Raw genomic sequence first — 19,146 nt, forward strand, 5'->3', positions numbered from 1 at the left:
CGATTAAAGAGCATGGCTAACAAAATATGTATTTAGTTCTATTTATTGACGGCAAATGATAAATAAAACCCTACTTTTTGACAAGATAAAGCTACCTTTTTGTAACAATCATGAGGCAAAGCGCACATTGGGTTACAAAAGCTTTCAAAATATAAGAATTTGGAAATAAAACGAGGAAGGGAAAGCGTTTAGAGGGGGTATAAAAACAAAAAGCCCGGCATATAGCCGAGCTTTGAACCACAATTCCAGTCGTAAAACTGGGGGCGTGTACTTTTTCGTAAAGAAAAATTAACGCTTAGAGAATTGAGGTTTACGACGTGCTTTACGTAGACCAACTTTCTTACGTTCAACGCAACGAGCGTCACGAGTAACGTAGCCAGCTGCACGTAGAGCAGGACGTAGAGTTTCATCGTACTCCATAAGAGCGCGAGTGATACCGTGGCGGATTGCGCCAGCTTGACCAGAAATACCACCACCAGAAACAGTGATGTAAAGGTCAAGTTTCTCAGTTAGTTCAACTAGCTCAAGAGGTTGCTTAACAACCATACGAGAAGTTGGACGACCGAAGTAAACATCAAGGCTACGCTTGTTGATTACGATCTCACCAGAGCCTGGTTTGATGAAAACACGAGCTGCTGAGCTTTTGCGACGACCAGTGCCGTAGTATTGATTCTCTGCCATTTTCATAATCCCCTTAGATGTCTAGTACTTGTGGCTGTTGAGCAACATGGTTGTGCTCAGTACCAGCGTACACTTTAAGCTTACGGTACATCGCGCGGCCTAGAGGACCACGTGGAAGCATACCTTTAACTGCTAGTTCTAGAACCATTTCTGGTTTCTTAGCAATTAGCTTTTCAAAAGTGATAGTTTTAAGACCACCTGGGAACTCTGAGTGACGGTAGTAAACCTTACCCTTAGCTTTGTTACCAGTTACAGCAACTTTCTCAGCGTTAACAACGATGATGTAATCACCAGTGTCTACGTGAGGAGTGTATTCTGCTTTGTGCTTGCCGCGTAGGCGAGAAGCGATTTCACTTGCTAGACGGCCAAGAGTTTTGCCTTCAGCGTCTACAACATACCAGTCGCGTTTTACAGTTTCTGGTTTAGCAACGAAAGTTTTCATGCTAATAATTACCTATTTAAAAAATTTACACTTAAGGAATACTCGCGTATTCCCACTGTCTAAGAGTTACCATTCATCACCCCTTCGAGTGTTGGAAAACTCTTGGCATAACGTGATTTTACTCATCGCTAGAGGCCCGCAGTAACGGTAGGTCGCAGGATTATAGAGAAGAGCGAAGAAAAAATCACCTCTTTTTGAACAAAATCACGATTTTTTTAATTCTATTTCTTATTCGAGATAATCAAAGCTAACTTAAGTGTTCTTTTGCCAAATATTCATGGCTCTGCATTTCAATTAAACGCGACTGACAACGTTTAAATTCAAACTCTAGCTGACCATGGGTGTATAGCTTTTCTAGCTCCACTTCCGCTGAAATAATCAGCTTCACATTGCGCTCGTAGAACTCATCAACTAATGCAATGAAGCGCCTCGCAGCGTCATCTGAAGTCGCGCCCATTTGCAATACATCCGCCAATAGAACTGTGTGATAAACCCGAGACAACTCAATATAGTCGTTCTGGCTACGAGCCGACTGACAAAGCTGAGCAAAGGTACCATGCAGTACGCCATCACTCGCTTCGACTACATCTAATTGACGGTGGTTAACCTCTATCTGCTTAAGCTTCTCTTTATCTTCACCAACGAGCTGAGCGTAATACTTTTCGAGATTAATATTCGCTTGGCTATCTAGCGGGTAATGGTAAATCTCAGCCTGTTCTAAGGTACGTAGACGATAGTCAATACCACTATCGACATTAAGGATATGACAGTTGTCTTGAATGAGCTTGATGGCAGGTAAGAAACGCGCTCGCTGTAACCCGTTGCGATACAGATCCGCAGGTGGAATATTAGAGGTCGCAACCAAGATAGCGTTTCGAGCGAATAACTCTTGGAACAAGGTTCCTAGGATCATCGCATCGGTGATGTCTGAAACAAAGAATTCGTCGAAACAGATAATGTCCGCTTCTTCCTTCAACTTGTCTGCGACTAAAGGCAATGGATCACTCACATTACCTAGCGCCTTTAGCTCATCATGAACTCGATACATAAAGCGGTGAAAGTGAACACGCATTTTTTTAGTGGTCGGTAAGGCATCATAGAACGTATCCATTAGGTACGTTTTTCCTCGCCCTACGCCACCCCAAAAATAGAGACCTTTCGGTGGTTGTGGCAGTTCTGGCTTTTTGCCTAGTAATTTCTGGAAGCGAGTCAGTTGAGGAATGGGCGTATTCATGTAATCTTGAAATTGATGAAAGAGTTCATCTAAAGATTTTACGGCTTGCTCTTGTGCTGGATCTCTTTGAAATCCATGTTCTTTTATATCTTGTTCGTATTTTTTAATGGGATTCATGACGACATTTCCACAATGAAAGCAATATCAGACAACAACTAAAAATGAGCCCAAACAGTACGAGGAATAACGTGATGTGGTGAATAATGCAGCATCAAACTGCTAACTAGCGCACACGCATTTCTCTTTATACTGCGGCTTTCTCATAGTACCATGGAGCCGTATCACGTGTAACTAAGCAGTAACAAACATGTTAAAAAACAATAATAAGGAGCTGTTATGCCTTGGATGTATGCCGTTGCCGGTTTACTAGTCGGAGTTATTTTAGGGGTCGCTATTTCTCGTCTCATGACACCTGAATACAAAAAACAAAAGAACGTACAGAAAGAATTGGATAGCGCAAAGTTTGCCCTTGAGCAGCAGCGACAAGAGCTAGCTGATCACTTTGCGAAATCAGCAGAAATGTTGGACACATTAGGTAAAGACTACACAAAACTGTACCAACACATGGAAAAAACAAGCTCAGAGCTGATTCCTAACCTGCCAGAGCAAGATAACCCGTTTGTGAAAACAGCCGCTGCCCATTCGGACAAGCCACAAGAGAAGCCTTCAGTAAAAGAGGCGACACTTGAGGAACAACCGAAAGATTACGCTAATGGCGCAACCGGTTTATTTACAGAGCAGAAGAAAGAAATCATTAATGCTCCCGATGTTGTTACAGCAAAAGCATCGTAAACATTTAACACTTCTGTGAACTTTACAAAGGTTTTTGAGTCATAACTTTCACTCAGGTCATTTGAAACTTATCATACTTATTAAACGTATAAGAGGGTTAAGACCTTAACTAGAGAGGAGTTTATGATGAAAAAACCTTTGCTTGCTTTATCAGTGCTAACTTTAAGCTTAAGTTCAATCATCACCCCCATTAAAGCAACAGCCGCACTGCCATTAAGTGTGGGTAATGAACAATTACCGAGCCTTGCTCCTATGCTTGAACAAGTGACCCCCGCTGTGGTTAGTATTGCCGTAGAAGGCAAACAGGTACAACGTCAGCAAATCCCTGAACAATTTCAATTCTTTTTTGGTCCAGAACAAACACGAGAGCGTCCCTTCCGCGGATTAGGCTCTGGTGTCATCATTGACGCCGAGAAAGGTCATATCGTGACCAATTACCATGTCATTAATGGTGCGGACGATATCAAAGTAAAACTGCATGATGGTCGAGAGTACGATGCTGAGCTAATCGGCGGCGACCAGATGTCTGATATCGCACTGCTAAAATTAGAAGAAGCCAAAAACCTGACCCAGATAAAAGTCGCAGACTCAGACAAACTAAGAGTTGGTGATTTTAGTGTCGCGATCGGTAACCCATTCGGACTTGGGCAAACCGTGACATCCGGTATTGTTTCTGCACTCGGCCGTAGCGGCCTGAATCTAGAAAACTTTGAAAACTTCATTCAAACCGATGCAGCAATCAACAGCGGCAACTCTGGTGGTGCGCTAGTGAACCTTAACGGTGAGCTAATTGGTATCAACACCGCCATTCTTGGCCCTAACGGAGGTAATGTCGGTATCGGCTTTGCAATCCCTTCTAATATGATGACAAACCTGACAGAACAAATTCTCGACTTCGGTGAAGTAAAACGCGGCATGCTTGGCGTTCAAGGCGGAGAAGTGACCTCTGAATTGGCAGAAGCACTCGGTTATGAATCAAGCAAGGGCGCCTTTGTTAGCCAAATCGTCCCTGACAGCGCAGCCGATAAAGCAGGACTGAAAGCGGGCGATATTATTGTCTCTATTAATGGCAAACGCATTGATACCTTCAGCGAGTTAAGAGCTAAGGTCGCAACACTCGGCGCTGGTAAGCAGATTGAACTGGGTGTGGTTCGTGACGGTAAGAGCAAAACCTTTGATGTGACGCTTGGTGAATCCACCAATAATAAAACACAAGCTGAGAAGCTCCATGAAGGACTAGCTGGTGCTGAGTTAACCAACACAACAGAGAGTGACTCTGCAACGGGCGTCAAGGTATCGAATGTTGCTCAAGGTTCACCAGCCGAAGCCTATCAACTCCTGAAAGATGACATCATCATCGGAGTAAACCGCCAGCCCGTTAAGAACCTTGCTGAGTTTAGAGAGATTCTTGAAAAACAACCTGGTGTACTGGCGCTTAATATCCAGCGAGGCGACCGAACTATCTATCTTGTGATTCGATAGTCTTACGTCAGCGCAATTACAGGGAGGCTCAGTAAGTTTGCTTTAAACTTACTCAGTCTCCCTTTTCTTTAGATCAATCAAAATGCTATGCTTCACTTGTAATCAAATCAGTCATCCATTGATGGAGGCTTCACACCTTACTTGTTGAAGAGGGAAACATGCTGTCCTTTCTATTTCGTTCTATTTCCCTTGGACTCGTTTCAGCGGCGCTTATTCTTCTCGCCTTCCCGAGCTTAAGACCAGCGATTGTCGCTGACGTCACTAGCCCTAAAGTCGATAATATTGGCTCTCTTCAGATTTCATTTAACCAAGCAGTTCGCCGCGCGGCGCCTGCAGTGGTTAACATTTATAGCCGTAAATACGCTGAAAGCGATCGAAACAAACTGCTCACACAAGGTTTGGGCTCTGGGGTGATTGTTAGCGAGAAAGGCTACATCATTACCAACTTCCATGTGGTGGCTCAAGCAGACCAAATAGTTGTGGCACTTCAAGATGGCCGAGTAGCAGCTGCGCAACTTGTCGGTTCAGACAAACGCACCGATATCGCGATACTTAGAGTCAGCGGTGATAATCTACCGGTGATCCCACTCAATCCTAATTACAAAGCCAATGTCGGTGATGTTGTACTGGCTATCGGTAACCCATACAACCTAGGTCAAACAACAACCTTTGGTATCATCTCTGCAACCGGCCGTTCTTCGATCAGTGCCGATGGCCATCAAGCCTTTATCCAGACCGATGCGGCAATCAATGAAGGTAACTCAGGTGGCGCACTGGTGAACTCACAAGGTGAGCTAGTCGGTATCAATACCGCCTCTTTCCAGCAAGCTACCGACATGGAAACCTATGGGATCTCATTCGCTATCCCCTATCCGCTTGCTAATAAAATCATGGAAAAGATCATCGCCGATGGTCGTGTGATTCGTGGCTATATTGGTATCGATGGACAAGACATCAACTCAGTCACCTCACGCATGTTGGGTACTAAGAATATCGGCGGGATCGTTGTGTTGGGGATAGACCCTAATGGTCCGGCTGCCGATGCGGGTTTTGAAGCTCAAGACATTATTGTCAGTATCAACGATAACCAAGTAAATGGTCGCCAGAGTGTAATGGACATCGTTACCGACCTGCGACCTGGTACAGTTATCGATGTGGGTATATTGCGCCAAGGTGAAAGCAAAACCTTAAAGGTGACCATCGCCGAAGATACTCGCCTGTAGAGCAAACTCTGTAAGCAATGATTCAAGCTGCTAATACACAAGTACAAAAAACCCAGCTCATAGGCTGGGTTTTCTTTTATCTAAAGATTGTTTCAAGTATCTCTACGATTCACTTTGCTCTTCGATATCGATGCGAGTCACTCGCTGTAGTCCTCTAGGCAGTAGACCACCACGACGACCACGTTCACCACGGAAGTTTTCAAGATCCGCAGGTTTCAAACCAAGCTTACGTTTACCGGCGTAGATAGTCAGCGTCGCATTCTCTGGGATAGCCATAAGATGTGAGACAAACTCTTCACGCTCTTTTGCTTTCGCAGAAGGGATGTTGATGATCTTGTTGCCTTTACCTTTGCTCAGCTGAGGGAGATCTTTAATCGGGAACAACAACATACGACCTTGGTTAGTAATCGCCAGAATCTGATTACTGTCCAAGTCAGCAATAGGGCTTGGCATCATCACTTCAGAAGCTTGTGGCAAGTTAACCAAGGCTTTACCGCTCTTGTTCTTGGACAGCAGATCGCTACCCTTACAAACAAAACCATAACCTGCATCAGAACCGACTAACCATAATTGTTCATTCTCTCCCATCACCACTTGGCGAATAGAAGTACCTGGGCTGACGTTCAAGCGGCCTGTAATTGGCTCACCTTGGCTTCGCGCCGACGGTAATGAATGTGACTCAAGGGAGTAGCTTCGACCATCACTGCCGAGGAACACCGCTTGCTGGTTACTCTTACCCTTAGCACTCGCTAAGAATTTATCACCCGATTTGTAGTTCAAACCTTCAGCGTCAACTTCATGCCCCTTGGCATGACGAATCCAACCTTTCTCAGACAACACAACCGTGATTGGTTCGCTTGGTACTAAGTCGCGCTCTGTTAGCGCTTTCGCTTCAGCGCGCTCAATCAGAGGTGAACGACGATCATCGCCGTATTTATCCGCATCTGCTTGGATTTCTTTCTTGATCAGCGTATTCAAGCGACGCTCTGAACCGAGTAGCTTTTCAAGCTTCTCACGTTCAGCTTCAAGCTCTTCTTGTTCCGCTCGGATTTTAAACTCTTCTAACTTAGCTAAGTTACGAAGTTTAATATCAAGAATCGCATTGGCTTGAATTTCAGAAATGTTGAAACGGCTCATTAGGACAGGACATGGTTCGTCTTCTGTACGAATGATCTCAATCACTTCATCGATATTAAGATAAGCAGCAAGCAAACCTTCTAAGATGTGCAAGCGTGCCAGTACTTTATCTAAACGGTACTGCAAACGACGGCGAACCGTTGTGCGACGGAACTCGATCCACTCTTTCAGGATTTGAACTAAGCCTTTAACTTGAGGACGATTATCTAAACCAATCATGTTCAAGTTAACGCGGAAGTTTTTCTCTAGATCCGTCGACGCGAACAGGTGACTCATCAATTGGTCACAGTCGATACGATTCGAACGAGGAACGACAACGATACGCGTTGGGTTCTCGTGATCCGATTCATCTCGCAAGTCGTCAACCATTGGCAGCTTCTTAGCGCGCATCTGGTTAGCGATTTGCTCAAGTAACTTCGCACCTGACACTTGATGAGGTAAAGCCGTGATAACAATATCAGAGCCTTCCTTGTGCCAAACCGCGCGCATCTTGATGCTGCCACGTCCAGTACGGTAGATCTTTTCGATGTCCGATTTCGGGGAGATAATCTCAGCTTCAGTCGGGTAATCTGGACCTTGAATGAAACCCATCACGTCTGAAAGCTCAGACTTAGGCGTATCAATTAGGTGAATGGCTGCATTAGCGACTTCACGCACGTTGTGTGGTGGAATATCGGTCGCCATACCTACCGCGATACCTGTAATACCGTTAAGTAGGATGTGAGGTAGGCGAGCAGGCAACATTTGAGGCTCTTTCATCGTGCCATCAAAGTTTGGTTGCCAGTCAACAGTGCCTTGACCTAGTTCACCTAGAAGAACCTCAGCAAACTTAGATAATTTGGCTTCGGTATAACGCATCGCAGCGAACGATTTCGGATCATCAGGAGCACCCCAGTTACCTTGACCATCTACCAATGGGTAGCGGTAAGAGAAAGGCTGCGCCATCAATACCATCGCTTCGTAACAAGCAGAGTCACCATGTGGGTGATACTTACCTAATACGTCACCAACGGTACGTGCTGATTTTTTGTATTTCGATGCAGCCGATAAGCCTAGCTCAGACATCGCGTAGATAATACGACGCTGTACTGGCTTCAAGCCATCACCGATATACGGCAATGCACGATCCATGATCACGTACATTGAGTAATTTAAGTAGGCATCTTCGGTGAACTTGCGCATTGGCAGCTGTTCAACGCCATCATATGTAATTTCGTTAGACATCCATTATACCTCGGCCATATCACCGTTAGTCTGTAGCCATGTACGGCGATCATCTGCACGTTTCTTACCAAGCAGCATGTCCATCATCTCGTTGGTTGCTTCGCTGTCATCAATCGTTAACTGCACAAGGCGACGAGTGTTTGGATCCATGGTGGTTTCACGCAACTGAAGTGGGTTCATTTCACCCAGACCTTTGAATCGTTGCACGTTGATCTTGGCTTTCTTCTGCGATAGTCGCTCAAGCACACCGTCTTTCTCTGCGTCATCAAGTGCGTAGAACACTTCTTTACCGCAATCGATACGATACAGAGGAGGCATTGCCACATAGATATGACCCGCTTCAACTAATGCATGGAAATGGCGAGTAAACAAAGCACACAGCAGTGTCGCGATATGAAGACCATCCGAGTCCGCATCGGCAAGGATACAGATCTTACCGTAACGCAGGCCGGATAAATCATCGTTGTCCGGGTCGATGCCTAGAGCCACCGAGATGTCGTGCACTTCTTGCGAAGCCAATACTTGGTCTGCTGACACTTCCCATGTATTTAGGATCTTACCGCGAAGTGGCATAACTGCTTGGAACTCACGATCACGTGCTTGTTTAGCAGAACCACCCGCCGAGTCCCCTTCCACGAAGAAGATTTCGGTACGGCTTAAGTCTTGAACTGAACAGTCAGTTAGCTTACCCGGCAGTGCTGGGCCTGAAGCGATTTTCTTACGCACAACCTTTTTGCTTGCGCGCATACGGCGGTGGGCATTCGCAATACAAGCTTCTGCTAGCTGTTCTGCCAGTTGTGGCTTTTCGTTCAACCACAGGCTAAACGCATCTTTTACCACACCAGACACAAACGCAGCAGTTTGACGTGAAGACAAGCGCTCTTTTGTTTGACCAGCAAACTGCGGATCTTGCATCTTCACCGACAGTACGTACGAACAGCGATCGAAGATATCGTCGCCCGTTAGCTTAACGCCACGCGGCAGCAAATTACGGAATTCACAGAACTCACGCATTGCATCAAGAAGACCTTGCCGAAGACCGTTTACGTGTGTACCACCTTGTTTAGTCGGTACTAAGTTCACGTAACTTTCGGTGATCATGTCGCCGCCTTCTGGCTGCCAGATGATCGCCCAGTTTGCCATTTCTGTTTCAGCAACGAATTCGCCAACATACGGTTCTTCAGGCAGCAAGGTGTAACCTTTCACGCCTTCGGCAAGGTAGTCTTTTAGACCATCTTCATAGAACCATTTATGCTCTTCACCACCGACTTTGTCGATAAAGGTAATTTCTAAACCTGGGCAAAGCACTGCTTTTGCACGTAGGTTGTTAATCAGACGAAGTGTCGAGAATTTAGGGCTATCGAAGTACTTAGGATCAGGCCAGAAATGTACTGATGTACCACTGTTACGATGACCACAAGTGCCCGTCACAGTAAGCTCTGTTACTGCATGACCGCCTTCAAGTGCGATCTCGTGAACCTGACCTTCTCGGCGTACGGTCACTTCAACACGTTTTGACAGCGCGTTTACAACCGAGATACCTACACCGTGCAGACCACCAGAGAACTTATAGTTGTTATTCGAGAATTTACCGCCAGAGTGGAGCTTAGTTAAAATCAGCTCAACACCTGAGATCCCTTTTTCAGGGTGGATATCGACAGGCATACCACGGCCGTCATCGGTAACTTCTAACGATTGGTCTGCATGAAGTACCACTTTGATCTTCTTAGCGTGTCCCGCTAGTGCTTCATCGACCGAGTTATCAATGACTTCTTGGGCAAGGTGGTTAGGTCTTTCTGTCTCGGTATACATTCCCGGGCGGTGTCGCACAGGGTCGAGACCTTCAAGTACCTCGAGGTCTTTTGCATTATATTGTTCAGTCATAATACGGAGTTTACTCAAAAAGTTTGCGTCAGTTCGCTGGCTCCAGTTTCACTAAAGCAGAATCATTACTATGAACCGTCATAGTAGAGCGAACGAGCGAAGTATTGGGGAATATAGTCTGGAAGCTGAGTAATGATGTCAAGCTAGTTCAAAAACTAAGACATCAAACTATGATATTTCACCATTGATAGATGAAATAACAGGCAAACAAGAGAAAATCACTTGGTTGGTGGAACAGATTAAAGATTTAGAAAGGTGATGATTTGTTGTGGGTAGCGTTCAAAATCAACAAAGCTATGATCCCCGCCCTCTTCTACTGTCTGTGTTGCACCTTGGTACTTCTCTACCGCTTGTCGGTAATCCAGAACTTCGTCTTCCGTTTGCTGAAGTAACCAGAAGTCGCTCGGCTTAGCGATAGCCGAAACCTCTAACGCCTTCAGTTCATCAATATGTTTTGTTTCCAGTACATATCGTTCATCTGTGTATGGGTTTACTTGTTCACCTAAATAGTCAGCAAGAAGCTCATACGGCTTCACTGCTGGGTTTACAACCACCGCTTTAAAACCATAGTGGCTATTCAGCCATGTTGAAAGATAGCCACCCAGCGAGCTACCGACCAACGCTATTTGATATTGCTCTTTGTATTGCTCCACCAGCTGCTGTAAATGAAGTGCCGCTTGTTGAGGGAAACTCGGCAGTTGAGGGGTTACGACTTTAATATCAGCGCGATGCTCCGCACAGTAATCTGCCATCACATTCGCTTTATGAGAACGTGATGAGCTGTTAAATCCGTGAATATAGAGAAGCAGCGATGGCTTATTAGCTTGTTGATTAGAGCCTGGCATCAATAACCGCCTTCATTAGTAACCAGCAGCCTTAAAATCAGGCAAGAACTGCCCATGAGGCAGACGACGAACTTGCGTGCTAACGGTACCGTCTTGATGTAATTCAATCTCTCTCCAGCCCGGAGACAAAGTATCAACCGCGAAGTCATCTGAGTTAGGTTTGAATTGCACACAAGTCGACGGTGTTGCCATGACTTGTACACCATGATGATCTCGGTTCATGTCTTGATGAACGTGACCACACAGTACGGCTTTAACATTGGTGTGCTGTTGAACCACATCCCAAAATTGATCGGCGTCTTTTAGGTTATGTTGATCTAACCATGCGCTGCCAACCAACAATGGATGGTGGTGCAATAGAACCAAGGTATTACGTTCAGGGAACTCCGTCAGCTTCTGTTCTAATAGGTCAAGCTGTTGATCGCTGAGGCGACCATGAGGCACACCAACCACCTGCGAGTCTAGCATCACCATCTGCCAGTTATCGCCTAGCAAGACATGCTCAACACACTGTATTTGTGGTGATGGTAAAACACTGCCCATATTAGGCTTAAAGTCATGGTTCCCTGGCAGCCAATAGCATGGCTTTTCCAAAGGCTGGATCCCTGACTCAAATTTCTGGTACGACTCAGCACTGTGATCTTGAGATATATCACCGGTTGCTAAAATCGCTTGATAGTCAAAGCCCTGACTAACAATGCCATCGACTACAGCACGAAAGCTATCTTGAGTGTTGATGCTTAATAAGCTGCCATTGCTCGGCGCAAATAAATGCGTGTCCGTTAGCTGCACAAGCTTAATAGTGCTCTCATCAAATTTTGAAGTGTGTGATAATCCCAAAATAACAAATCCAGATACGTTACTGTTTAGACTTTAAAAGTGTTGATAAATAGGCTCAATTAAAAGGCAATTGGGGTTCGGCTGATACCCGTTTTTAAACAAAACGTTAACCATTCCCCAAGAAATTTATTCAATTGAAATTTCTCGTCCTTTTGCAGAAGCTTAGTGTTGGGGTAGTCATATTTCGCTTTAACTCGCGAAAAATCCCCGCTAGCGCACACTTCTGCAACTCGAGCGTCGTGATATAGCCTGACAGACATTTTTGGCAAAGGAAACACTGGCATCGCGTCACTCTGACATATATCTATTAAAGTGGTGTATTTTGTGACCTCATTCACTGTCAATTGATACACCATATTAACGGCTTGGTAACAGCGAACGTCACCAACCTCATGCCCAACCGGTAACAGAGCGTTAAGTTTGGCATAGTTAGTCTCATAAACTCGCATCAATTCAGCAAGATCAACATGATACGGTTTTTTGACTGCTATATTTGGCATGACGTTAATCTATCCACTCTGACTGTAATTCTTGGTAGTTCAATTGTAGCCACTGTAGCGCAATGATCGTGGCGCCATTTTCAAACACACCGTCTTTTACCAACTGATAAGCCGCTTCACGACTCATCACTTGTACACGAATGTCTTCACCTTCGTAGTCCAATCCGTGTACCCCTTTGGCTGTCGTTGCATCAACACAGCCAACAAAGACGTCGAGCTTTTCAGAGCAACCACCAGATGAAGGATAATACGAAGTAATAGGCAATACAGATCCGACTTCGACTCCGGCTTCTTCCATTGCTTCACGACGAGCGACGTCTTGTGGCGATTCGTCCGTATCAATGATCCCAGCAACAATTTCGTATTGCCATGGGTTCTCATGCTCTAGGGCTCCGACACGGATCTGTTCGACGATCACCACTTCATCACGCACAGGATCATAAGGTAGCAAAGCGGCAGCATGTCCACGCTCAAACATCTCACGCTCTATTGGTTGGCTCCAGCCTCCCTCAAATAGTCTATGTTTAAATGTGTACTTGACCATTTTGAAAAAACCACGAAACAGCGTCTCTTTTGAGACTATTTCCACATCTTGAGGAGTAAACTCGTGTCGTTGATTATCATACTGTTGCATTTGGTACCTCACTAAGTGATCTTTATAGTTTACTCATTGTCCGAGTTAACTACCAAGGATAAGGTTCAACTTTTTGTATAAATTTTATAATTAAAGTTAAGTTTTAAAAAATAAATATTGCACAAGTGGACAGTTAAATGTAAAAAAGTGCAAAGTTTCGAGTAAATTACCATCAAACTGGGTTAAACTCTTTCAGAGAAAATTCTATTAAAGGCAGGAATAGGAAAATGAAAAAACTGCTTCCACTATTTATCAGTGCAGCAATTGGCAGCCTGAGTTCGTCAGCTTTCGCTGATACGCTAGCTGAAGTTTACGACCAAGCAAAACAGAACGATCCACAACTTCTTCGTTCAGCAGCGCAGCGCGATGCCGCTTTTGAAGCAGTAACGTCAAGCCGTAGTGATTTGCTACCACAAATTAACCTAACAGCGAACTACGACATTAACCGTGGTGACAGAGATACTTCTGGTTCAGGTAGCTCAAGTATTGATAATAACACTTGGGGAGCAGCGATCGGCTTCACTCAAGAACTTTATCAACGCTCTTCATGGATCTCGTTAGATACAGCAGAGAAAACCGCTCGTCAGGCTGATTCAGCGTATGCAGCAGAGCAACAAGCTTTGATCCTGCGTGTAGCAACAGCATACTTCGAAGTACTGCGTGCTCAAGATAACCTAGAGTTCGTTCGTGCAGAAAAAGCAGCGGTTGCTCGCCAACTAGAGCAAACAAAACAGCGCTTTGAAGTAGGTCTTTCAGCAATCACCGATGTACATGATGCGCAAGCTCAATACGATGCTGTTTTAGCTGATGAAGTTTTAGCAGAGAACACTCTGATTAATAACTACGAAGGTCTACGTGAGATTACAGGTCAAGAACACTCTAACCTAAGCATCCTAGACACTGACCGTTTCTCAGCAAGCAAATCTTCTGAGTCTGCGATTGCACTGGTTGAACAAGCAGAGCAAAAGAACCTTAGTCTACTTGCTGCTCGTATCTCTCAAGACGTAGCAAAAGATAACATCTCTCTAGCAAGCTCTGGTCATCTACCTAGCCTAACTCTTGATGGTAGTTACGCTCTTACAGATCAATCAAACAGCTCAACTGATTATGATCAAGATAACCTAAACCTAGGCTTGAACTTAGTGGTACCTCTATATACGGGTGGTAGCACAACTTCTTTGACTAAACAGGCTGAATACAACTACGTTGCAGCAAGTGAAGATCTAGAAGCAACTTACCGTAGCGTTGTAAAAGACGTACGTGCCTTCAACAACAACATCACAGCTTCTATTGGTGCTCTACGCGCTTACGAACAGTCTGTTGTTTCAGCTCAGTCTGCTCTAGAAGCAACAGAAGCTGGTTTTGATGTGGGTACTCGTACTATCGTTGACGTACTAGATTCGACTCGCCGTCTATATGATGCGAACAAAAACCTTTCAGATGCTCGTTACAACTACATCCTAAGTGTTCTTCAGCTTCGTCAAGCGGTTGGTACACTAAGCGAACAAGACATCATTGATGTAAACGCAGGTCTAAAAGTAGCAAGCAAGTAATTCTTAAATCCTAGTTAAAGACTCTAATCAAAGTCTTTAATAAAGCGACTAGATTACCGTTACAAAAATGCCGCTCATTGAGCGGCATTTTTATTATCTATCAAAAGTTAGATTTACAATCTGACTATGAGCTTGAGGCTAAAGGTTTTATACTCGAAGGCGAAGGGTTAACCTCGACCACCTTTAATCGCTTTGATAATTTCAGTGGTAGAGCAACCATCTTCAAAGTTAAGTACTTTAACTTCGCCACCAGCCGCAATCACTTCCGCACCGCCAGCAATATCTTCAGGTTTATAATCCCCACCTTTCACCAAAATGCTTGGCAATACTTCAGAGATCAAACGTTGAGGCGTATCTTCAGAAAACGGAACAACCCAATCAACCGCACCTAAACCAGCCAATACCGCCATACGACGATCGGTTGGGTTCACTGGGCGACCAGGGCCTTTCAAGCGTTTCACTGATTCGTCAGTATTCACCGCAACGATCAAACGATCGCCCAACTCAGCCGCATGGTTCATGTAAGAAACATGACCAGCATGCAGAATATCAAAGCAGCCATTGGTCATCACCACTTTCTCGCCTTTCGCACGAGCACGCTTCACCGCTTCAACCAGTGCCGCTTCAGAGATAACACCGTAGTCTGTGTCTTGACTACCGTGAATCGCTTCCGCTAACTCAATCGTAGACAGTGTAGATGTACCAAGCTTACCTACTACCACACCCGCAGCAGCGTTCGCCAGTGCACACGCCTCATCCAGTGGCTTACCAGCAGCAACGGAAGCTGCCAGTACCGAGATAACCGTATCACCAGCACCAGTTACGTCGTACACTTCTTTCGCTTGGGTTGGCAAGTGGAATGGTGCCTGACCTTTACGTAATAAAGTCATACCATTTTCACTGCGAGTCACCAATAGAGCTTCAAAGTCATACTTCTCGATCAAGGCAATCCCCTTCTCAATAAGATCTTCTTCTGATTTCACTTTACCTGCAACCAGCTCAAACTCTGCCATGTTTGGTGTAAGTAATGTCGCACCACGGTAGCGCTCTAAATCCGCACCTTTCGGGTCGATAAATACCGGAACCTTTGCCGCACGAGCTTTTTGAATAAAACTTTGCACATGCTCTAACGCACCTTTCGCGTAATCAGAAAGAATGACCGAACGTACATTTGGAAGCGCTTGCTCCATGCGAGACAAAATAAGCTCAGGGTCTGTATTCTCAAACTTGTCTTCAAAATCAAGACGGATCAGCTGCTGACCACGGCTCATTACACGCAATTTAGTAATGGTTGGGTAATCTTCTAACTCAACGAAATCACACTTAACCTTCAGAGCACCTAAAGTGCTTTTCAACACCTCAGCAGGCTCATCTTTACCAGTCAAACCAACAACATGAGCATGCCCACCAAGAGAGGCAATGTTCATTGCTACGTTGGCAGCACCACCAGGACGCTCTTCGTTATTTTCTACTTTCACAACGGGGACTGGTGCTTCTGGTGAAATACGGCCAGTTGGGCCATACCAGTAACGGTCAAGCATTACGTCACCGACAATAAGAACACCTGATTGGCTGTAGTCAGGTAGAATTGGTTTCATTGTTGAGCTCCAAAAATCGAATCTGGCTAGAGTCTAGCACACTGATTACAGTGGCTAAACTATAGATAAATGGGTAAAAGCTTATCAAGATAGACACAGCAGCCACTACGCAATGGCTGGGTTACGCTTCCATCCACTGCTTCCATGCTTGCACGACATGCTCTCTTTCCATTTCAAACTTATCGATCGCCACATCCGCATCAAGGTTAAGTAGATTACGGTGGTGGATTTCATCCCTTAATGTGGTGTACGCATTGGTCAATGCCATACCTTGTTGCTCGTCCATTATTCCTTGCGACAACAAGCTTTCAAAGATTCTCACATTGTCACACCAACGAGTAAGCTTTGGCTTCTCATTACTGTATCTAAGCACTAAATATTGCGCTAAGAATTCAATATCGGTAATACCACCCGCATCTTGTTTAAGCATGAATCTATCGACTTTTTTACCGCCTAAATGGCCGCGCATTTTTTCACGCATATCCACAACTGACTTTTTGAGTGTTGCCTCATCTCGTGGCAAGCACAAAACCTCATGCCTAGTTTTGTTAAACGCAGATACCAATAAGTCATCACCGTAAATCATACGAGCACGAGTGAGGGCCTGGTGCTCCCATGTCCACGCGTCATTGTGCTGATACTCGTCAAAGGCATCGGTTGGACTCACCAATAGACCAGATGCACCAGAAGGGCGTAGGCGAGTATCGACTTCGTACAAAATGCCAGAAGCAGTTCTGGTCGAGAAAATATGAATAATACGCTGCGCTAATCTTAAGTAGAATTGGCGTCCATCGATCTCTTTCTTTCCATCAGTATAGATGTGTACCGGGCAGTCGTGCATGAACACGATATCAAGATCGGAGTTATAACCAAGCTCCCAACCACCGACTTTGCCATAACCAACGACAGCAAAACCGCGACCTTCGCGATCTTTAACATGGGTCGGTTCACCAAACTTGGCGGATACTTGTAACCAAGCTTGATTGACCCCCGCCTCCACAATGGCTTCTGCTAAGTAGGTCAGGTGATCACTGACCTTCATGACAGGTAGAGCACCCGCAATATCCGCGGCTGCAATTCTCAATATACAGGTCTGCTTAAACTGACGCAGACCTTCCATCTGTTGCTCCATATCATCTTCAGGGATACGGGCTAGATAATCACGCAACTCGGTCTTGTAAGACTCTAAAGGCACGGGATTGTAGAGTTGCTGAGGGTCGATAAGTTCATCTAACAGAATTGGATAACGACCCAACTGCTCCGAAATCATCGGGCTTGCCGTACACAGGCGAACTAGCTGAGTCAACGCGGCAGGGTGTTCATCTAGTAGTTCAAGGTAAGTGGTACGCGTAACGATTTTATGCAGCAGATGCAGTACTCGCGACAAACCAAACTCGGCATCCTTAGCGGTGTACAGCGCTTGAAACACTTTCGGCATCAGTCGATTGAGGACTTCCCGCCCACGAGGGCCAAGAGTCTTTTTAGCCAAATCAGCTTTAAACTGAATGATCGTTTTCGCCGCATCAGGCGGGCTCGCGACCGCAATGTCGTGTTCCAACACGTGCTCAATTACATCGGGTTTATGGGCCATATCCCACAACTCGCTAAAGTGGCTCGCGATCGGATTAGCGTCATCTTCATCAACGCCAATTAGGTCTTCGAACACGGTATGTACATTCGCCATATGGGCGCGAGTTGCCACAATCAAGCTATCCCAATCGGAAAATTGCATGGCAACCGCAAGCTGCAGTTGTTCGAATTCACCGTCAGGTAAGGTTTGAGTTTGCTTATCAGCCATGGCTTGTAACAGGTTCTCAAGGCGACGCAAAAACAGATAAGCTTCACGTAGGTGCCCCACCTCTTCAGACTCTAGCAGATGAAGGGATTCAATCGCACTTAAGGTTTCGAGTAACCCTCGACCACGTAAGCTAGGCTCGCGTCCACCACGAATCAATTGGAAGACTTGTGCGATAAACTCAACTTCACGAATACCACCAGAGCCAAGCTTGATGTTGTTCGAGAGACCACGACGACGCACTTCGCTGCTGATCATAGACTTCATTCGGCGCAGAGATTGAATCGCACTAAAATCAATATAACGGCGGAACACAAACGGGCGTAGCATTTGGCGAAGCTCTTGATACTCAGGGTACATCTCACTGCCCATCACACGCGCTTTGACCATAGCGTAGCGTTCCCAATCGCGACCTTGTTCTTGATAGTAATCTTCTAGCGCAGCGTAACTCATGACCAGTGGACCACTCTCACCGAATGGACGCAGGCGCATGTCTACTCGATAACAGAATCCATCGAAGGTTTGCTGATCAAGCGCCTTAATAATACGTTGCCCGAGACGTGTAAAGAACTGCGCATTGGCAATGCTGCGTCTTGCACCTTGGGTTTCACCATTCTCTGGGTAGGTGAAGATCAGATCGATATCGGAAGAGAAGTTAAGCTCACCGCCCCCTAGCTTGCCCATACCAATGATCAACATCGGCTGTGCTTCGCCTTGTTCATTACAAGGTGTGCCCCACTCTTTACAACAAATATCGTACTGCCATTGGTAGGTTTCGAAGATCATCGCCTCAGCCAACATCGATAGATGATTTAGGCTCTGCTCTAGCTCCCACGAACCCATAAAATCACGCCAAGCAATGTAGGTCATTTCTCGATTTCGGAATTGACGCAGCACGCGCTGACCGCTCATTTCATCGGTGCAACTAGAAAGTAATTCAGCCAAGCGTTCTCGGTATCCTTCAGCGCGTTCTTCGCATGCCAACATATTAGGTAAGTCACCACATAAAACCGTATCACGCTGCAGGCAATCACCAATAAAACAGCTTAAACCGAGTACACGTTTAAGATCTTCAGTCAGTGGCTCAGACCAAGTATTGATGGCTTCACTTTGATGCTCTAATAATTGCTCAAAAGCAGACTGGGAGTGAGTGATGAGTTGAGAAGGCAATGGCATGTTTCTTCCTTGTATAAGCTGCGCGCCGAACAATCGGTTTATCGATTCAGTTCTTCAATAACGAGTTTTCATAACTAAAGATAAGTTATACCAAAGTTACGCCAAT

At 45.4% G+C, this 19,146-nt stretch carries 15 protein-coding genes; 4 read left to right on the top strand and 11 right to left on the bottom strand.

Features of this window, described 5'->3' with window-relative positions; translation table 11 throughout:
• Positions 1 to 288 precede the first annotated feature (288 nt).
• From rpsI to zapE, 3 genes are all read right to left on the bottom strand, one after another.
• Positions 289 to 681: a 30S ribosomal protein S9 gene (gene rpsI, locus AB4503_RS21250; protein WP_004740758.1), complete on the bottom strand. Its 393-nt coding sequence runs from the start codon at positions 679 to 681 to the stop codon at positions 289 to 291.
• A gap of 13 nt (positions 682 to 694) precedes the next feature.
• Positions 695 to 1,123, bottom strand: a complete 429-nt coding sequence (rplM, locus tag AB4503_RS21255; RefSeq protein ID WP_010434689.1) for a 50S ribosomal protein L13 — start codon at positions 1,121 to 1,123, stop codon at positions 695 to 697.
• 247 nt (positions 1,124 to 1,370) lie between these two features.
• A complete protein-coding gene (gene zapE / locus AB4503_RS21260; protein ID WP_017061433.1) occupies positions 1,371 to 2,474 on the bottom strand; it encodes a cell division protein ZapE in 1,104 nt (367 codons plus the stop codon).
• Positions 2,475 to 2,693: 219 nt separating this feature from the next.
• Between zapE and zapG the strand changes: the two genes are divergently transcribed.
• From zapG to degS, 3 genes are all read left to right on the top strand, one after another.
• A complete protein-coding gene (zapG, locus tag AB4503_RS21265; RefSeq protein WP_372115695.1) occupies positions 2,694 to 3,149 on the top strand; it encodes a Z-ring associated protein ZapG in 456 nt (151 codons plus the stop codon).
• A gap of 126 nt (positions 3,150 to 3,275) precedes the next feature.
• Positions 3,276 to 4,631 carry a Do family serine endopeptidase gene (locus tag AB4503_RS21270; RefSeq protein WP_017061431.1) on the top strand — a complete coding sequence of 452 codons (1,356 nt, stop codon included), beginning with the start codon at positions 3,276 to 3,278 and terminating at the stop codon, positions 4,629 to 4,631.
• 158 nt (positions 4,632 to 4,789) lie between these two features.
• The gene (gene degS, locus AB4503_RS21275; RefSeq protein ID WP_017061430.1) at positions 4,790 to 5,854 is read left to right on the top strand and encodes an outer membrane-stress sensor serine endopeptidase DegS; all 1,065 of its coding nucleotides are present in this window, start codon (positions 4,790 to 4,792) and stop codon (positions 5,852 to 5,854) included.
• A gap of 102 nt (positions 5,855 to 5,956) precedes the next feature.
• Here the strand turns inward: degS and parC are convergent, their stop codons facing one another.
• The 6 genes from parC to nudF form a co-directional block, all read right to left on the bottom strand.
• Positions 5,957 to 8,215: a DNA topoisomerase IV subunit A gene (gene parC, locus AB4503_RS21280; RefSeq protein ID WP_017067236.1), complete on the bottom strand. Its 2,259-nt coding sequence runs from the start codon at positions 8,213 to 8,215 to the stop codon at positions 5,957 to 5,959.
• Between the two features lie 3 nt (positions 8,216 to 8,218).
• On the bottom strand, positions 8,219 to 10,099 hold the full coding sequence (gene parE / locus AB4503_RS21285; protein ID WP_017061428.1) for a DNA topoisomerase IV subunit B: 1,881 nt from the start codon (positions 10,097 to 10,099) through the stop codon (positions 8,219 to 8,221).
• Positions 10,100 to 10,338: 239 nt separating this feature from the next.
• Positions 10,339 to 10,944 (bottom strand): esterase YqiA, encoded by a 606-nt coding sequence (yqiA, locus tag AB4503_RS21290; protein WP_017061427.1) that lies wholly within the window; start codon positions 10,942 to 10,944, stop codon positions 10,339 to 10,341.
• A gap of 15 nt (positions 10,945 to 10,959) precedes the next feature.
• Positions 10,960 to 11,784: a 3',5'-cyclic-AMP phosphodiesterase gene (gene cpdA / locus AB4503_RS21295; protein WP_372115696.1), complete on the bottom strand. Its 825-nt coding sequence runs from the start codon at positions 11,782 to 11,784 to the stop codon at positions 10,960 to 10,962.
• Between the two features lie 59 nt (positions 11,785 to 11,843).
• The gene (locus tag AB4503_RS21300) at positions 11,844 to 12,284 is read right to left on the bottom strand and encodes a DUF1249 family protein (protein ID WP_008222561.1); all 441 of its coding nucleotides are present in this window, start codon (positions 12,282 to 12,284) and stop codon (positions 11,844 to 11,846) included.
• A gap of 4 nt (positions 12,285 to 12,288) precedes the next feature.
• A complete protein-coding gene (gene nudF / locus AB4503_RS21305) occupies positions 12,289 to 12,918 on the bottom strand; it encodes an ADP-ribose diphosphatase (RefSeq protein ID WP_017061425.1) in 630 nt (209 codons plus the stop codon).
• A gap of 227 nt (positions 12,919 to 13,145) precedes the next feature.
• Here nudF and tolC point away from each other — a divergent pair, with 227 nt between their 5' ends.
• Positions 13,146 to 14,471, top strand: coding sequence for an outer membrane channel protein TolC (tolC, locus tag AB4503_RS21310; RefSeq protein WP_372115697.1), 1,326 nt, complete (start codon positions 13,146 to 13,148; stop codon positions 14,469 to 14,471).
• Between the two features lie 167 nt (positions 14,472 to 14,638).
• On the opposite strand, the gene hldE is transcribed toward tolC, so the two are convergent.
• Complete coding sequence (gene hldE / locus AB4503_RS21315; RefSeq protein WP_372115698.1) at positions 14,639 to 16,069, bottom strand: bifunctional D-glycero-beta-D-manno-heptose-7-phosphate kinase/D-glycero-beta-D-manno-heptose 1-phosphate adenylyltransferase HldE; 1,431 nt, start codon at positions 16,067 to 16,069, stop codon at positions 14,639 to 14,641.
• A 121-nt stretch (positions 16,070 to 16,190) separates the two neighbouring features.
• Entirely contained in the window at positions 16,191 to 19,040 is a 2,850-nt protein-coding gene (gene glnE / locus AB4503_RS21320; RefSeq protein ID WP_372115699.1) for a bifunctional [glutamate--ammonia ligase]-adenylyl-L-tyrosine phosphorylase/[glutamate--ammonia-ligase] adenylyltransferase, read from the bottom strand.
• Positions 19,041 to 19,146: the final 106 nt, after the last annotated feature.

The organism is Vibrio sp. 10N.222.55.B11 (assembly GCF_041473705.1).
GTDB lineage: Bacteria > Pseudomonadota > Gammaproteobacteria > Enterobacterales > Vibrionaceae > Vibrio > Vibrio crassostreae_C.

What these genes read in the sequence shown, in the direction of transcription:
- rpsI (WP_004740758.1), bottom strand. Translation starts at nt 681, where the DNA reads ATGGCAGAGAATCAATACTACGGCACTGGTCGTCGCAAAAGCTCAGCA.
- rplM (WP_010434689.1), bottom strand. Translation starts at nt 1,123, where the DNA reads ATGAAAACTTTCGTTGCTAAACCAGAAACTGTAAAACGCGACTGGTAT.
- zapE (WP_017061433.1), bottom strand. Translation starts at nt 2,474, where the DNA reads ATGAATCCCATTAAAAAATACGAACAAGATATAAAAGAACATGGATTT.
- zapG (WP_372115695.1), top strand. Translation starts at nt 2,694, where the DNA reads ATGCCTTGGATGTATGCCGTTGCCGGTTTACTAGTCGGAGTTATTTTA.
- AB4503_RS21270 (WP_017061431.1), top strand. Translation starts at nt 3,276, where the DNA reads ATGAAAAAACCTTTGCTTGCTTTATCAGTGCTAACTTTAAGCTTAAGT.
- degS (WP_017061430.1), top strand. Translation starts at nt 4,790, where the DNA reads ATGCTGTCCTTTCTATTTCGTTCTATTTCCCTTGGACTCGTTTCAGCG.
- parC (WP_017067236.1), bottom strand. Translation starts at nt 8,215, where the DNA reads ATGTCTAACGAAATTACATATGATGGCGTTGAACAGCTGCCAATGCGC.
- parE (WP_017061428.1), bottom strand. Translation starts at nt 10,099, where the DNA reads ATGACTGAACAATATAATGCAAAAGACCTCGAGGTACTTGAAGGTCTC.
- yqiA (WP_017061427.1), bottom strand. Translation starts at nt 10,944, where the DNA reads ATGCCAGGCTCTAATCAACAAGCTAATAAGCCATCGCTGCTTCTCTAT.
- AB4503_RS21300 (WP_008222561.1), bottom strand. Translation starts at nt 12,284, where the DNA reads ATGCCAAATATAGCAGTCAAAAAACCGTATCATGTTGATCTTGCTGAA.
- nudF (WP_017061425.1), bottom strand. Translation starts at nt 12,918, where the DNA reads ATGCAACAGTATGATAATCAACGACACGAGTTTACTCCTCAAGATGTG.
- tolC (WP_372115697.1), top strand. Translation starts at nt 13,146, where the DNA reads ATGAAAAAACTGCTTCCACTATTTATCAGTGCAGCAATTGGCAGCCTG.
- hldE (WP_372115698.1), bottom strand. Translation starts at nt 16,069, where the DNA reads ATGAAACCAATTCTACCTGACTACAGCCAATCAGGTGTTCTTATTGTC.
- glnE (WP_372115699.1), bottom strand. Translation starts at nt 19,040, where the DNA reads ATGCCATTGCCTTCTCAACTCATCACTCACTCCCAGTCTGCTTTTGAG.